Here is a 15,558-nt window from a genome sequence, read left to right as displayed (position 1 = left end):
TAATAATTCAATAATTGGCAACAACCCCATTAGCAGAAAGATTGAGGCCGGAGACATTAGACCAATTAATTGGTCAGCAACATTTGACCGGCAAAGGAAGTGTGTTGCGCACCGCATTGGAAAATCATAAAATTCCGTCAATGATCCTTTGGGGGCCGCCCGGCGTTGGCAAAACCACGATTGCCAATATTATTGCTCATACATTACATGTTCCATTTTATACTTTAAGCGCCATTTCATCAGGCGTAAAAGAAGTGCGCGAAGTGATAGAAAAAGCAAAGCATGAAGAAAATGCCATTCTTTTTATTGATGAAATTCACCGGTTCAATAAAGGCCAGCAGGACGCTTTGTTAGGCGCTGTAGAAAAAGGAATAATTACGCTGATTGGCGCCACCACTGAAAATCCCTCGTTTGAAGTGAACTCCGCTTTGCTCAGTCGTTGCCAGGTTTATATTTTAAAGCCACTGGATAAAAAGGACCTGATTAAACTGTTGAATGAAGCTATAACAAAAGATACCGTTCTTTCCCAACAAAACATAGAAATCAAAGAAACGGAAGCGTTGATCAATTTATCAGGCGGCGATGCGCGGCGGTTGTTGAATCTTCTCGAATTAACGGTTGATCAGCTTTCATCAAAAGAAAAAAAAGACATTGAAATAACTGACGAACAGGTTATCAGTGCGGCGCAGCAAAAAGTCGCGCTTTATGATAAAAAAGGAGAGCAACATTATGACATCATTTCTGCTTTTATCAAATCTATTCGCGGCAGCGATCCCAATGCAGCAGTGTATTGGCTGGCGCGAATGATCGAGGGCGGCGAAGATGTAAAATTTATTGCGAGAAGATTGGTGATTCTTGCCAGCGAAGACATCGGCAACGCCAATCCGACGGCGTTGGTTTTAGCAACTAATACTTTCCAGGCGGTAAATATGATTGGCTATCCTGAATCAAAAATCATTTTATCGCAATGCACCTCCTATCTTGCTTCCTCTCCTAAAAGTAATGCAGCCGTAGCAGCCATCGGCAAAGCTGAATCATTGGTGAAACAATTTGGCGATCTGCCGGTTCCCCTGGCTATCAGGAATGCGCCAACCAAACTGATGAAGAACCTGGACTATGGCAAAAATTATAAATATGCGCACAACTTTGAAAACAATTTTGCCGATATGGAATTTCTTCCTGATGAAATAAAAAACACTGTTTTATACAACCCCGGAAAAAATGCAAGGGAAGAAGAGATCAGAAAATTTTTGAAGGCCAGGTGGAAAGAGAAATATGGTTATTGACAGTGAACGAACAAATAATTGAATTTTTTTATTTTAAACCGATATTCAAACGAACGAATGCTTACAGTAAACTAATAAATAACCGGATTTTTTATTTTGAATTTCCATCACCATTTCCCATTCCATATGATTACCTGGCAATGCAAATATTTTACTGACTTAACCAATTTTGAACTCTATAAAATACTTCAATTGAGAAACGAAGTTTTTGTAGTTGAACAAAATTGTGTATACCAGGATTGTGATGATAAAGATTTAAAAGCCTACCACCTCATGGCCTGGAAGGATGAAAACCTGATCGCTTATACGCGGCTCCTTGCTAAAGGAATTTCGTATGATCATGCGGCATCAATCGGCCGGGTGCTAACGTCTCCCTCGTTTAGAAAAAGAAACATAGGTAAGGAATTGATGCAAAAATCAATCAGTGAAATTTACACGCTATTCGGACAAACTGCCATCAAGGTAAGCGCGCAGTATTACCTGAAAAAATTTTACGAATCGTTTGGTTTTGTTCAGCAAAGTGAAATCTACCTTGAAGATGGAATTGAGCACATTCGTATGGTACTAAAAGTTAACAAAGCAATAAAATAAATAGTTGGCCGTTTATGGGATGACGTTGCCGGAGTAAAACCGGCAGTTAACATTCATCCTAAAACAAGTCAAGCTATGAAAAAACGTATTCAAGGCATCTGGCCAGCGTATTTCATACTAATCATAAGTTGCCTGTTTTCACGCCAAAGCTATTCACAATCTTTTATCATCAGTGGCGAAAAGGCTCGCTATGAAGTGGGTTTCAATGTAGGCCCCTCCTTCTTCCTGGGCGACCTCGGCGGCCATAGAGGAAAAGGCAAAAGATTTGTAAAAGACATTAATTTCCCATTAACCCAAATAATGACCGGTGGTTTTGTCGCGTGCTATCCTAACGAATGGTTAGGAATTCGATTTGCTGCGCAATACGGAAAACTTTCAGGAAAAGACAATATTATCAATACAGAAGGGAACGATGAACTTTACCGTAAACAAAGAAACCTGGATTTCAGAACCAATATCGCTGAAGCATATGTTGCTTTTGAAGTTTTTCCGACATTGCTTTTAAATTTATACGAGCCTGATTTCAAACCCCGCATTTTGCCTTACGGAGTTCTGGGAGTGGGATATTTTCATTTCAATCCACAAGGTTCTTTAACGGATCAATACGGTGACAAAGTTTGGTATTACCTAAGGCCTTTGCATACCGAAGGAGAAGGCTTTGCCGAGTATCCTGAAAGAAAGGAATATTCATTAAACCAGATAAATATCCCGATGGGCTTAGGGCTAAAATATTTTATTTCAGACAGGGTGAATGTGAGTTTTGAAATCCTGTTGAGAAAATCATTTACAGATTATATCGACGATGTAAGCACCACGTATGTGAATCCCGACTTGTATAATAAATACCTCACCGCACGTGATGCGGCGGTTGCCAGGCAGATTTCTGATAAAGTGTTTGCCATTGTAAATCCGGGGCTTACCCGCAATTCTCCGGGCACGCAACGTGGAAACCCGAATCAGAACGATTCATATTTCACTACTTTTTTAAAATTTGGATTCCGCCTTGGGCCAATATTTGAAAACAGCTATGACAGGCACGCAGCAGAACGAATGAAATGCCCTCACACATTCTGATAAGCAGAACCCTTGAGTTTTTTGACAGGTTTAAGTTCTGATTTTAAAAATTCAGCAGTAAAGCTTCTTTTAATCTCAAGAAGTTTTTCAGGGGTGCCTTCAAACAGAATTTCTCCACCTGCTTCTCCACCTTCGGGCCCCAAATCAATGATATGATCAGCAATTTTTATGATATCCATATTATGCTCAATTACCAACACTGTGTTTCCACGGTCTACCAACTTATTAAGCACATCAGCCAGGTGTTGGATATCCCTAAAATGTAAACCTGTGGTAGGTTCATCCAAAATATAAAAAGTTTTGCCGGTATCTCTCTTACTTAATTCGGTAGCCAGTTTTACACGCTGAGCTTCGCCGCCGCTTAACGTTACCGCGCTTTGACCCAGCGAAATATACCCGAGGCCTACTTCCTGCAACACCTTAATTTTTCTGTAGAGATAAGGTACATTCTGAAAAAATTCGACCGCTTCATCAACGGTCATTTCCAAAACATCGCTGATAGATTTTCCTTTGTATCGTATTTCAAGCGTTTCGCGGTTATACCTTTTGCCATTACATTTTTCACATTCAACGTACACATCAGGAAGAAAGTTCATCTCAATAACCCTCATTCCTCCGCCCTGGCACACATCGCAACGGCCGCTTTTTACATTGAATGAAAAACGGCCGGGTTTATAACCACGGATTTTTGCTTCGGGTATCGCGGCAAAAAGTGTTCTTATATCTGTAAAAAATCCACAGTAAGTAGCTGGGTTACTCCTCGGAGTGCGGCCAATGGGCGATTGGTCTATTTCCACTACTTTATCAATATATTCCAGGCCTTCTACTTTTTTAAAAGGCAAGGGAGTCATTTTACTCTTATAAGCATGAACGCTTAGTATCGGGTATAAAGTTTCATTTATGAGGGTAGATTTTCCGCTGCCGCTTACGCCGGTAACACAAATAAATTTTCCCAGAGGAAATGTAGCAGTAACCTCTTTTAAATTATTGCCTGAAGCGCCTTTCAACACAAGGGAATGGCCATTGCCTTTTCGTCTCGAAGAAGGAATTTTGATTTCAACTTCACCGTTGAGATAGGAAGAGGTAAGGGTTTCTAATTTCAGAAAATTGCGCGGAGTTGCTTTGGCCACCACTTCTCCGCCATGCTTTCCGGCGTCCGGGCCAATATCCACAAGATAATCGGCGGCAAGCATTATATCTTTATCATGTTCCACCACTAATACGCTGTTGCCGATATCTCTTAAATTCTTTAACGCCTTTATCAACTGATGGTTATCCCGCTGATGTAGGCCAATGCTTGGCTCATCAAGAATATAGGTGATTCCCTGCAATTGCGATCCTATCTGGGTAGCAAGCCTGATTCGCTGCGACTCACCACCACTAAGGCTTTTGGTAGGGCGGTTTAGGGAAAGATACGTCAGCCCGACATCAAGCAGAAATTGAATCCGTTCCCTGATTTCTTTCAGGATATCCCTTGCGATTATATTTTGTTTTTCTGTTAGCCTTTTTTCAATTCCATTAAACCATCCGAGCAATTTTACCAGGTCCATTTCAGAAAGCTCGGCGATATTTTTATCGTCCACTTTAAACCAGAGGCTTTCTTTCTTTAATCGTTGCCCGCCGCATGAAGGGCATTTCTCAAGAATCATAAATTTTTCCACCCAGCCTCTCATCCCCTCACTGGTATTATCTGAATGAAACCAGCGGTTTATCATATTTACCACTCCCTCATAATCGGTATCCGAATAGGGTTTATCAGTATCGAAAGAAAAGCCTTCAGCATCGTCTTGTTTATTTTTATTCTCATTTCCAAACAAAACGAGATTCATAACTTTCGCCGGTAAATCTTTTACAGGCTTGTCTAAACTGAACTTATATTTTTTGGAAAGCTGCTGAACCTGTTTAAAAACAAAAGCTTCCCGTTCTTCTCCCAATGGGGCTATCGCACCTTCGTTTATACTCAGCGTATTATCAGGAATAATCGCTTCCATATTTACCTGGTACACATTTCCCAACCCTTTACAAGTGGGGCAAGCGCCGTAAGGAGAGTTAAAGGAGAATGCATTGGGGGAAGGTTCTTCGTAGCTAATGCCTGATGCTTCGCACATTAACTGCCTGCTGTATTGAACGACCTGATTTTCGTCGTTCAGCAATAAAAATAATAACCCGTTGCCGAGTTGTAATCCTTTCTGAACGCTTTCGCTTAATCTAACTCTTTGTTCTTTTTTTGCCGCAAGCCGGTCTACCACTACTTCTATATCATGAATTTTGTACCTGTCCGTTTGCATTTTTGGAACCAGGTCTTTAATTTCTCCATCAAGACGTACTTTTAAAAATCCTTTTTTGCGGATTTCTTCAAACAGTTCGCGGTAGTGCCCTTTTCTTCCTCTGACGAGCGGTGCTAATACTGTTATTTTGCTGCTGTCAAACCTTTGCAAGATATTTTCAACTATTTCTTCCTCGCTCCACTTTACCATCTTTTTTCCTGTATTGTAGCTAAAGGCTTCGCCTATCCGGGCAAAAAGCAACCGCAGGAAATCATAAACTTCCGTGACAGTGCCAACGGTGCTCCTGGGATTTTTATTCGTGGTTTTTTGCTCGATGGAAATTACGGGGGAAAGTCCCGTGATTTTGTCTACATCCGGCCTTTCCATATCGCCCAGAAATTGGCGGGCATATGCCGAAAAACTTTCCATGTACCGCCTCTGGCCTTCAGAAAAAATAGTATCAAAAGCCAGGGAGGATTTACCACTACCCGAAATTCCGGTAATTACCACCAGTTGATTTTTAGGGATAGCAATATCAATATTCTTGAGGTTATGTTCGCGGGCGCCAAACACTTCAATATTTTCGTTCTCCGTAAAAATTTCTGCTGTTTCTGTTTCCTTTTTATTGGCCATAATTGAGGCTGACAAATTTACAATTTAATGGCACTTTATTTGAGAGCATTAACAGTTCTTTTTAAATACATTTTTCCAGTAAAGCAACATTTATTGGGAATTCTTATTTTGTTATTTTCACGTTAATAATAGTTTCTTAAAAAATCCTTATAACGGAATACGGACAATCATATAAAGGAGATAAACATTTGTAATCCAATAGCTAATAAATGTGCTGAACGGTAAAAGATATAAAACCTGATGCACTGAAACCCGGGAATAAGTTGGACACTGGAAAAAAAAATTTAGCTGTTGTATTTTACAATTGTTTTTTCGTAGTTTTATTGTTTCTTTGACTGCTTAGAACTAACCATTATATGAAAGGCGTTTATTAAAATGTATCGTATAATTGTTTTTTGGGTTACTGCAATTAATAAAAAGAATATTTGAAATTAATTTGATTCATTTTTACAATAATTAAAATTACTCATCGTTAAATACTGCACGCTTCCTTTGGAAATATCCGGGAAGTGGCAGGTAAGACGAACAAAAAAACTTAATAAACACTACATTTGTCCTTACCCTTCAATGTAAAAAATATGAAAGTTACATTTCTCACTTCAATGCTAATTGCAGCAGTTATCCTGGCCGGTTGTGGTAAATTTGGAAAATCCAAAGGACTGCCTAACGATGGCCAGCTTCATGGGGTGGCTCCGGCAGGCCGGTATATTTTACCAAAACCTCCCGGAATGATTTACGTTCCGCCGGGAACTTTCCACATGGGCCCAAGCGATGAAGATGTGAACTACACATTTACAGCACGAAACAAACAGGTGTCAATCAGTGGTTTCTGGATGGATGCCACAGAAATTACCAATAATGAATATCGTCAGTTTACGAATTACGTTCGTGATTCTATCGCAGCTAAATTAATGGGATTCGTAAAACAAGGCGCCGATGGAAATGAATATATAGACCAGGCAAAAATGAAAACCATCAAGTGGAACGACAAAGCAACATTAGAGAAAATTGATGCTATCATCGTTACCCCTGACAACCGGATATTTGGTAAAAAAGAGATTGACGCTAATAAGCTGGTATATCATTCTGAAACTTTTGATTATGCTGCAGCGGCAGGAAATAAGGATCCGAATGTACCACGTAGCACTTTTATCATCAAGAAAGACATTCCGATTTACCCTGATACATTGGTTTGGGTAAGAGATTTCGCATATTCGTATAATGAGCCGATGGCCAAGCAATATTACAACCACCCTGCATTTGGAAACTATCCGGTGGTAGGCGTAAACTGGAAGCAGGCAAATGCTTTCTGCGAATGGAGAACAGAAACTTTAAATTCTTATTTGATCAGCAAGAACAGAGCTACTGAAACTAATTTCAGGCTGCCAACGGAAGCTCAATGGGAATATGCGGCAAGAGGTGGAAGATCACAAACTCCATATCCATGGGGCGGCCCTTACCTGAGAAACAGAAAAGGATGTTTACTGGCAAACTTCAAACCAGGCAGAGGTAATTATCCTGAAGATGGCGGATTTTACACTGTAAGAGCGGATGCTTACTGGCCAAATGACTTTGGACTATACTGTATGGCAGGAAACGTAGCAGAATGGACATCATCTCTTTATTATGAAGGAAGCTACAATTTTCAATCTGATATGAACCCGGACGTAAGATGGAATGCAAAAGACCAGGATGCCCCCCGAATGAAACGTAAAGTTATTCGCGGCGGAAGTTGGAAAGATGTTGGATTTTTTCTTCGTACCAGCACCCGCACTTTCGAATATCAGGATACGGCCAAGTCATATATCGGATTCCGCTGTGTAATTGACTTGCCGCCAGCAACCAGCAAAAAAGGCAAAAAATAAATTAAAATATCATTAAATAATATTTCATAGAAAAATTTTAGTTCAACATTTTACTGCCTGTATTAATTGTTATTTTAAAAGTAATTAATATAGGCATTTTTTGTGCGAACCAACAAAGAAAAACAAAACCTTAAAATTAAAAAACCCAACCCTGTTATGATTCAACAACCTAAAAGAAATTTCCTGACATTGATAGACGTACTGGTAAGTGCCGGTGCAGCAGTAGTAATTTTCGCCGCCTGGGCAAAACTAACCCATCAAAGCTATGCAGACACGATGCTTACGGTAGGTATGTGGACTGAAACCGCCATATTCCTGGTATATGCCGTTATTGAGTGGGTAAAACCAAAACCGCACGATGTAGCTCACGCGCCTGCAGTGCATGCCGTTTCCGAAGGAAATCCTGCATTACAATCGATGGAAAAAATGATGAAAGATGCCGACATCACCCCTGCAAACATGAAAAGGCTTAGCGAAAATTTCCAAAAGCTCGGAGTCACCGTTAGCCAGATTGGCGAAGTAGGTGATGTTGTAAAAAGTACCGGTGATTTTTCTGCAAAAACCAAAGAAGCTACTAATGCGCTTGGATTAATGAAAGATGCTTATACCAATTCTGCGAATACCATGAGCAACTTTAATAGTGCAGCAGACAGCGCAAAAGGATTTCATGAGCAAGTGCAGGTGCTGACCAAAAATCTTGGTTCACTGAATAGCATCTATGAGCTGGAGCTTACTGAAAGCAACAATCATCTGAAAACTTTGAACAGCTTTTATGGAAAAATGGCCAAAGCCAGTGAAGTAATGGTTGCCACAGTAGATGACGCGCAAGCTACTAAAGCACAGATAAATGCCCTTGCCAATAATTTGGGTAAATTAAACCAGGTGTATGGAAACATGCTTAGCGCAATGCAGGGAAGACAGTAAACCGATAAATAATCCAAAATTCTAAAATCCAAACCACCCAGAAAAATAAATAAAAATGGCAGGACTACCTAGAGATCCACGGCAAAAAATGATAAATGTAATGTACCTGGTACTTACAGCCATACTTGCCCTGAATGTATCAAACGAGGTGATTAATGCATTTAAGGTTGTTGACACAAGCTTAATTGCCTCTAACAAAATTATAGCCGGATCCAATAATACTTTGTATAAATCACTTGAAGAGAAACTTAAAGAGCCTCAATCTCAAGAAAAGGCAGGAATTTGGGAGCCAAAGGCAATGACGGCAAAACAATTGTCATCTGATATGATGTCTTATCTCGACAGTTTGAAACTGGCTCTCAAAAAGGCAGCGGACCTTCGTATTAAACCAGATGGAACCGAAGATTACAGGGAAGATAACCTCGACGCCTCCACCCGTCTTTTTGAAACAAATAAAGAAGGGGAAAGATTAAAGGCAAGACTTGATGCTTATAAGCAAAACATGCTAAACATTGATCCCGCAATCAGAAAGCAATTTGAAAACAATTTTCCGGTAAATACCGAAACCAAAGATTTTAAAACCAGGGAAGGACAACACAAGGATTTTACTCAAATGTATTTTCACATGACTCCTACTGTTGCAGCGCTTACTATGCTTAGTAAGTTCCAAAACAGTATCAAAAATGCTGAAAATATGGTGGTAACTTATTGCCATTCCCAAATCGGAGCGGTGGAAGTTCATATGGACCAGGTGGGCGTAATTGTTGGTGCTAATTCAACTTACTTAATGCCCGGGCAGGAACTAAAAGTTACAGCGGGCGTAGGAGCATACAGTTCCAGCGTGAAGAGTAATATAACTATTAATGGACAACCAGTAAATATGGTAAACGGCCAGGGCACCTACACTACTACAGTAAGTGGAGCCGGCGACCATTCTATACAGATTAATGGTTCGTTCATTGGTGAGGATGGCAAACCAGTGCCGGTTCATCAAACATTAACCTATACCGTAGGAACTCCAGGCGGTGCAGCGGTGATGTTGGATAAAATGAATGTATTTTACATCGGTGTTCCAAACCCGGTAACCATTTCATCAGGAACTGGTTGGGACAAAACAAAAGTATCTATGGCTGGCGGTTCATTGACGGCTGCCGGAGGACCAGGCAAATACACTGTAAAAGTGAGCCAGGTTGGAAAGGCATCTATCACAGTAAATGCCGATGGAAAAGCAAGCACCTACGACTTCAGGGTAAAAAGAATTCCTGACCCGGTTGTAAAAGTAGGCCCAAGCGGTGGCGGAAGAATTCAATCAGTGGTTTTCAAAAACCAGAGTTTCGCCCGTGCTGATTTAGAAAATTTTGATTTCGACGCACATTTTAACATTGTAAGCGCAACAATGTATTTTACAGGTGCTAACTTTCCAAATACGCAATCAGCAGAAATACATGGAGGAAGTTTGGAGGCTGTGAAAGGTTTTTTACAGAGATGCATTCCCGGTACCTCAGTAACCTTTGATAATGTAAAAGTGCAGGGGCCTGATGGCGTAGTGAGAAGTATTCCGGGACCAGGGTTTATATTGTACTAAAATAGAATAAATAAAAGGCTATGAAAATTATCTCATTAAGAATTCTGATGCTGGTGCTTTCCTTTGGAATATTATCCAATGTTGCAAATGGCCAGGCAAAGAAGCGCACGGTTAAAAAACGGGCTACAGCGCAGAAAACCACCTCGGAAAAATCAAACGCTACTATCAACCCAACCTTAGTTGATACAGCCACCGTGATAGCGCCTCCTCCACCTCCGGTTGACAGTCTTCCTATCGAATCTGTAAAGCCCTCTTTACGGCCTGAAACAGCTCTCGACATTCACAACGGATTGATTACGGAAAGGACACCGCTTCCTTATCAGCAGTTAAGACAAGAAGATGCTGCATACGATGAAAGGTTGTGGCGTGAAATAGATACCCGTGAAAAGATCAACCTTCCTTTCCGCTACTCAGCAAATGAGGATAACGGAAACCAGAGATTCATATCTATTCTTCTAAAAGCCATCCAGGATGGGCCGGACAATGGCGGGGTTACGGCTTTTAATGCTATTGACGATCGTTTCACCACACCAATGACTAAAGCCGAAGTAGCAAAAGCTATTTCCGGAGGGACGGTTACTGTTCCAATTTATGATTCACTTGGAAACGTAATTGGCAATAAAGAAACCACACAGGAGGTTAACCTTGATTCTTTCTATAAGTTTCATATTAAGGAAGAAGTAATTTTTGACAAACAAAGTTCAAGATTGTTTTGGAGAATCCTTGGCATTGCTCCAGTAAAAAGAGTGATAACCGCTTCCGGGGTAGATCTTGGAGAGACTGAACTTTTCTGGGTATATTATCCTGATATGCGCCCGATTTTCGCAAAGTATTATGTGTATAACGGAAAGAACTACGGAGCCCGTATGACCTGGGAAGACCTGTTTGAATCAAGAATGTTTCATGGAAGAATTATTAAAAGCACGCTCGATAATCCATTCGATACTTATCTGAAGAATCAGACAGGGTTAAAGGACAGGCCTATTCTCCAGTTATTACAGGGAGAAAAAATTCAAAATGAAATATTTAATTACGAACAGAATCTCTGGAGTTATTAAAATTATTTTTATTTAAGAATTATATAAGGGAGCCTTTAGGGCTCCTTTTTTGTGGACATTTGTCGTGAACTACTTTATACCCTTCAAATACAGATATCTTCAAAAAACGAATTGTACGCTCAGGGAAATTGCAAGCGCCGTAAAATACTGCGAGGTGGTTTAAAGAGTAGCCTAATGCCACACCACCGATATAATGAATAGTTATTTTTTAACGGTTCCAGGTGGGCATTCTCTTACCGGATTAAAGTATTCTTTTCCACAAACTTATAGGCGGGTTAAAATCCGAGCAACAAATTGGCAATATAATGAGGTTGGTATACTTGTTGAAATATTTTAGCCATTAACTATTTAATTTAAACCTATTTTATGGAAACAACTATTGAAAAAACAACCGAAGCCTTAAATGACCTTATCATTATTAATAATGACCGCTACGAAGGTTACCAAAAGGCAATGGACCAAGCAAAAGAGGCAGACTTAAAAAGTCTGTTTTCGACGTTTAGTAATCAAAGCAAGTCAAACAATTCTGTTCTTCGCTCACTGGTACCTACGGAAGAAGCGCCGGCTCGTGATGAAACCAGGCTTTCCGGAAAGTTTTACCGGGCATGGATGGACGTGAAAAATGCAATTGACGCTGGTGATCGCAAAAAAATTCTTTCCTCTTGCGAATATGGTGAGGATGTGGCCAAAAAAGCCTACGAAAATGTATTGGAGGATAAAAGCAACCTGACTCCTGAGGCAGCGGCCACAATAAAGAATCAGTACGATGAAATTTTGAAAGCGCACAACCAGGTGAAGGCATTGAGAGATAATGCTTAATTTTTTATTTCGAATGAAATCAAAATGCCCCGAAAATTTTTTTGGGGCATTTTGATTTCCCTAAAAGTAATGCGTTTTAAAATTGGATGCCCTGGCAGTAAACCAGGAAATAACAGCAATTTTTATTTTATCTCAAAAAATGAATGATGAAATATCATCCTTCACAACTTTTGCATTCTACCAAACTGGTTACCAATTCCTTTGAAACACTTTGGCTTCTTTGGTAATACAACGTTTTTATCCCAAGCTTCCACGCTTCAATCATAAGCTTGTTTACTTCTCTCACAGGCATGCCTGAAGGAATATTCAAATTAAGGCTTTGCGATTGATCCACGTATTTCTGCCTGATAGATGCCTGCTGGATGATTTCGAGCTGGCTAATTTCTTTAAAGGTTTTGAACACTGCTTTTTCTTCATCACTAAGTTCGGCAAGATGCTGCACGCTTCCATGGTGAAGCATTATGCTTCGCCATGTGTCTTCATTATTTATGCCTTTTTTTTCCAAAACTTTTTTGAGGTATTTATTTTTTCTCATAAAATTTCCTTTGGAAAGCCCTGCTTTATAATAATTACTGCTAAAGGGTTCGATGCCGGGAGATGCCTGGCCAAGGATAGCTGAAGAAGAGGTAGTAGGCGCAATTGCCATCACAGTAGTATTTCTTCTTCCATAGCCCTTCAGCAAAGGCGGCTCACCATAAATTCTGGCCAGCTCCTGCGAAGCCTTATCCGCCTTTTCGCGAATATCTTTAAAAATGATTGAGGTGAGTTGCTTTGCGCGCATTCCTTCAAACGGAACATTGTTTTTTTGCAGATACGAATGCCAGCCCAATGCTCCAAGACCCAATGCCCGGTGCCTCGTAGCGAAGCGATTGGCATTTTTCAGGTAGTGGTTATCTTCCGTTTTTACGATAAATTCCTGCAAAACCGCATCGAGAAAAAATATCGCAAGACGAACCGCATCAGAATCTTTCCATTCGTCATACGTTTCAAGATTCATTGACGAAAGACAACATATAAACGATTCATCTTCTGTGGAAGGCAGCATTATTTCTGAGCACAGGTTGCTGGCATGGATGGTATAAGATAAATCTTTATAAACCTGCGGCTTGTTTTTGTTTACATTATCTGAAAAGAAAATATAAGGTAATCCCTTTTGCTGGCGGCATTCCAGCAGCCTGGCCCAAATTTCCCTTTTGGCAGTATCACCATCAATCATATCCTGCATCCAATAATCGGGCACACAAACTCCCGAAAAAAGATTTTGGATTGGATGGCCAATGTTTTTAATTTGAAGAAATTCCATGATATCAGGATGATCTATATCCAGGTAAGCTGCGAAAGCTCCCCTTCTGACACCTCCCTGTGAAATCGTATCCATAGCCGTATCAAAAAGACGCATAAAACTTACGGCCCCGCTGCTTTTCCCATTATCAGTCACCGCGCTTCCCCGGCCACGCAACCCCCCAAAATAGCCCGAAGTGCCACCTCCCAGCTTGGTTTGCATGATTACTTCACCGAGCTTATGGGTAATGCCTTCTATATTATCCGGAACATGAACATTAAAACAAGAAATAGGTAATCCCCGTTCTGTGCCCATATTAGCCCAGATCGGCGAGCTCAGGCTCATCCAGCCGCGTTCTATCATTTCCTGGAAGGCTTCCGTAAGCTCTGGCTTATATAATCTTTGGGCAGCGGCCTTACAAATCCTCTCTATTGCTTTTTCGACTGTTTCACCTTTTAAAAGATATCCACGGTTCAGGTTTTGTTCGCTCTCGTCATTTTTCCACCACAGCCTTTCCATAACCGGGGCAGTTTCAAATATAGTTTCCATATTTATTCAAATTTTTAAGATTATTTATGCAGACATTTTCAGACAATTTAAAATGTTCCAGCTGGGGAACAGGAATATTATAAACCAGCCAAACACAAAAATGCCGCTGCCTAATAATTGCTCACTTCGTCAAAATAAATCGTTTGCTGTAATGCTTTTATCGTGTTTGGTATAGTCTACCGGACGTTTGGCAAAAAAATCATCAAGGCTGTTGGCAAAAACTTCCTCTTCAAACCACTTCATAGGTTGATATTGATCCATAGTGATAAAATATTGCTCAGGTAATTCTATCTTAACCATGCTTTCGTCAACCCGGAATTTTATAAAATTCACCAGGTCACTCTTATGAATCGTTTCTATTTCCCCTTTTTCAAAAATCCAATCAATGATTTGAGTTTCTATTTCGATAGATTCTTTTACCATATTTGTGATGTCTGAAATGGTTGCCGCATCCAGCACTTCGGGATATTCTTCCTTAATCTTATTAATGAGGTAAATGCCTGCATTTGCGTGCACCTGTTCGTCAATAGAAGTCCACGCAATTATGTTACTTACGTTTTTCATCCAACCTTTAAAACGGGGAAAAGAAAGGATAACCGCAAACTGGCTGAATAGCGATACATTTTCAATTAATATAGTAAATAATATCAGCGACATGCTGTATTCTTTCCTGTCGGCTGATTTGGTATTGCTCAAAGCCCTGGTTAAATAATTAATTCTTTCTTTTATTACCGGTACCTGTACCAGCTTTTCAAATTCATCATTATACCCCAGCACTTCCACGAGCCGTGAATACGCTTCTGAATGACGAAATTCGCATTCTGCAAATGTGCTGCCCAGCCCATTGAGTTCGGGCTTGGGAAAATGCGAATAAAGGCTGCCCCAAAAAGATTTTACAGCTACCTCTATCTGCGCAATTACCAGCAGGCTTCGCTTGATTGCGCTTTGTTCTTTTGCCGACAACAGCGATTGGAAATCCTGGGTATCTGCCGTAAAGTCCACTTCGGAATGCACCCAGAATGAGCGGTTAATCGCTTCTGTGAACTGTAAAATTTCAGGGTACTCAAAAGGTTTATAATTAATTCTTTTATCAAATAATCCCATGTCAAAATATATTTAAGATGATCTAATATTTTGAAGAAAAGATGAGACGTCAAGACGATGATACAAAAGCTTTGCAGCAAAGGCAGCGACTTACTTTTCCTCCGAAAGTTTGTTCAATTTATATACTGGCAGGTCTTCTGACTCTTCCATTTTTCAGCAGCCTTCCCATATGCAATTGGCAAACAGTGGCTTCTATTGCTGAAAATAATATTCGGTTATCCATCGGAATTACAGCTACGGGGATAGTTCCGGGTTTGCACCGGATTCCCTTTTAATGAAATTTCTTTTTGGAAATTATCAACCAGAACTCTTTTGTAAAGTAAGTTTAGAATTTAAAAATAGTCTGAAATTGTTATTCACCTACTGTTGAAAAATTAAGATAATACTGCATGGATAAGGGTTCGGCAATAAAATTTTTATAAGTTAAATATGCCAAATTAATTTTGGCACGGCACTTCTTAATTTGCATTTCCTACGCTGAGAATGAAACATTATGATGGGTTGACATATCTTAAATGAGT

General features: G+C 40.1%; 11 protein-coding genes and 1 riboswitch. Of the genes, 8 read left to right on the top strand and 3 right to left on the bottom strand.

Annotated features, from left to right (window positions below; genetic code table 11):
• Window positions 1–14: 14 nt before the first annotated feature.
• The 3 genes from EFY79_RS15115 (at window position 15) to EFY79_RS15105 (ending at window position 2,951) form a co-directional block, all read left to right on the top strand.
• Complete coding sequence (locus EFY79_RS15115; RefSeq protein ID WP_123121565.1) at window positions 15–1,286, top strand: replication-associated recombination protein A; 1,272 nt, start codon at window positions 15–17, stop codon at window positions 1,284–1,286.
• A 192-nt stretch (window positions 1,287–1,478) separates the two neighbouring features.
• Window positions 1,479–1,877, top strand: a complete 399-nt coding sequence (locus EFY79_RS15110; RefSeq protein ID WP_233578028.1) for a GNAT family N-acetyltransferase — start codon at window positions 1,479–1,481, stop codon at window positions 1,875–1,877.
• A gap of 75 nt (window positions 1,878–1,952) precedes the next feature.
• A complete protein-coding gene (locus EFY79_RS15105; protein ID WP_123121563.1) occupies window positions 1,953–2,951 on the top strand; it encodes a hypothetical protein in 999 nt (332 codons plus the stop codon).
• On the opposite strand, the gene uvrA is transcribed toward EFY79_RS15105, so the two are convergent.
• On the bottom strand, window positions 2,939–5,851 hold the full coding sequence (gene uvrA / locus EFY79_RS15100) for an excinuclease ABC subunit UvrA (RefSeq protein WP_123121562.1): 2,913 nt from the start codon (window positions 5,849–5,851) through the stop codon (window positions 2,939–2,941). The genes EFY79_RS15105 and uvrA overlap by 13 nt on opposite strands.
• 578 nt (window positions 5,852–6,429) lie before the next feature.
• Between uvrA and porK the strand changes: the two genes are divergently transcribed.
• From porK to EFY79_RS15075, 5 genes are all read left to right on the top strand, one after another.
• Window positions 6,430–7,716, top strand: a complete 1,287-nt coding sequence (porK, locus tag EFY79_RS15095; RefSeq protein WP_123121561.1) for a T9SS ring complex lipoprotein PorK/GldK — start codon at window positions 6,430–6,432, stop codon at window positions 7,714–7,716.
• Between the two features lie 156 nt (window positions 7,717–7,872).
• Window positions 7,873–8,640 (top strand): type IX secretion system motor protein PorL/GldL, encoded by a 768-nt coding sequence (porL, locus tag EFY79_RS15090; RefSeq protein WP_123121699.1) that lies wholly within the window; start codon window positions 7,873–7,875, stop codon window positions 8,638–8,640.
• Between the two features lie 55 nt (window positions 8,641–8,695).
• Window positions 8,696–10,225 carry a type IX secretion system motor protein PorM/GldM gene (gene porM / locus EFY79_RS15085; protein ID WP_123121560.1) on the top strand — a complete coding sequence of 510 codons (1,530 nt, stop codon included), beginning with the start codon at window positions 8,696–8,698 and terminating at the stop codon, window positions 10,223–10,225.
• 20 nt (window positions 10,226–10,245) lie between these two features.
• Window positions 10,246–11,283 (top strand): type IX secretion system ring subunit PorN/GldN, encoded by a 1,038-nt coding sequence (porN, locus tag EFY79_RS15080; protein WP_123121559.1) that lies wholly within the window; start codon window positions 10,246–10,248, stop codon window positions 11,281–11,283.
• A gap of 366 nt (window positions 11,284–11,649) precedes the next feature.
• Window positions 11,650–12,102 carry a PA2169 family four-helix-bundle protein gene (locus EFY79_RS15075; RefSeq protein ID WP_123121558.1) on the top strand — a complete coding sequence of 151 codons (453 nt, stop codon included), beginning with the start codon at window positions 11,650–11,652 and terminating at the stop codon, window positions 12,100–12,102.
• Window positions 12,103–12,256: 154 nt separating this feature from the next.
• On the opposite strand, the gene EFY79_RS15070 is transcribed toward EFY79_RS15075, so the two are convergent.
• Window positions 12,257–13,933: a ribonucleoside-diphosphate reductase subunit alpha gene (locus EFY79_RS15070; protein ID WP_233578027.1), complete on the bottom strand. Its 1,677-nt coding sequence runs from the start codon at window positions 13,931–13,933 to the stop codon at window positions 12,257–12,259.
• Between the two features lie 129 nt (window positions 13,934–14,062).
• Window positions 14,063–15,037, bottom strand: a complete 975-nt coding sequence (locus EFY79_RS15065) for a ribonucleotide-diphosphate reductase subunit beta (protein ID WP_123121557.1) — start codon at window positions 15,035–15,037, stop codon at window positions 14,063–14,065.
• Between the two features lie 110 nt (window positions 15,038–15,147).
• A riboswitch (cobalamin riboswitch) is annotated at window positions 15,148–15,358 on the bottom strand.
• Window positions 15,359–15,558 lie beyond the last annotated feature (200 nt).

This window comes from Hanamia caeni (assembly GCF_003721595.1).
Taxonomy (GTDB): Bacteria; Bacteroidota; Bacteroidia; order Chitinophagales; family Chitinophagaceae; genus Ginsengibacter; species Ginsengibacter caeni.
The sequence above is the reverse complement of the archived record's forward strand: the minus strand, read 5'-3'. Positions and strand labels throughout refer to the sequence as shown.

What these genes read in the sequence shown, in the direction of transcription:
- EFY79_RS15105 (WP_123121563.1), top strand. Translation starts at nt 1,953, where the DNA reads ATGAAAAAACGTATTCAAGGCATCTGGCCAGCGTATTTCATACTAATC.
- uvrA (WP_123121562.1), bottom strand. Translation starts at nt 5,851, where the DNA reads ATGGCCAATAAAAAGGAAACAGAAACAGCAGAAATTTTTACGGAGAAC.
- porK (WP_123121561.1), top strand. Translation starts at nt 6,430, where the DNA reads ATGAAAGTTACATTTCTCACTTCAATGCTAATTGCAGCAGTTATCCTG.
- porL (WP_123121699.1), top strand. Translation starts at nt 7,873, where the DNA reads ATGATTCAACAACCTAAAAGAAATTTCCTGACATTGATAGACGTACTG.
- porM (WP_123121560.1), top strand. Translation starts at nt 8,696, where the DNA reads ATGGCAGGACTACCTAGAGATCCACGGCAAAAAATGATAAATGTAATG.
- porN (WP_123121559.1), top strand. Translation starts at nt 10,246, where the DNA reads ATGAAAATTATCTCATTAAGAATTCTGATGCTGGTGCTTTCCTTTGGA.
- EFY79_RS15075 (WP_123121558.1), top strand. Translation starts at nt 11,650, where the DNA reads ATGGAAACAACTATTGAAAAAACAACCGAAGCCTTAAATGACCTTATC.
- EFY79_RS15070 (WP_233578027.1), bottom strand. Translation starts at nt 13,933, where the DNA reads ATGGAAACTATATTTGAAACTGCCCCGGTTATGGAAAGGCTGTGGTGG.
- EFY79_RS15065 (WP_123121557.1), bottom strand. Translation starts at nt 15,037, where the DNA reads ATGGGATTATTTGATAAAAGAATTAATTATAAACCTTTTGAGTACCCT.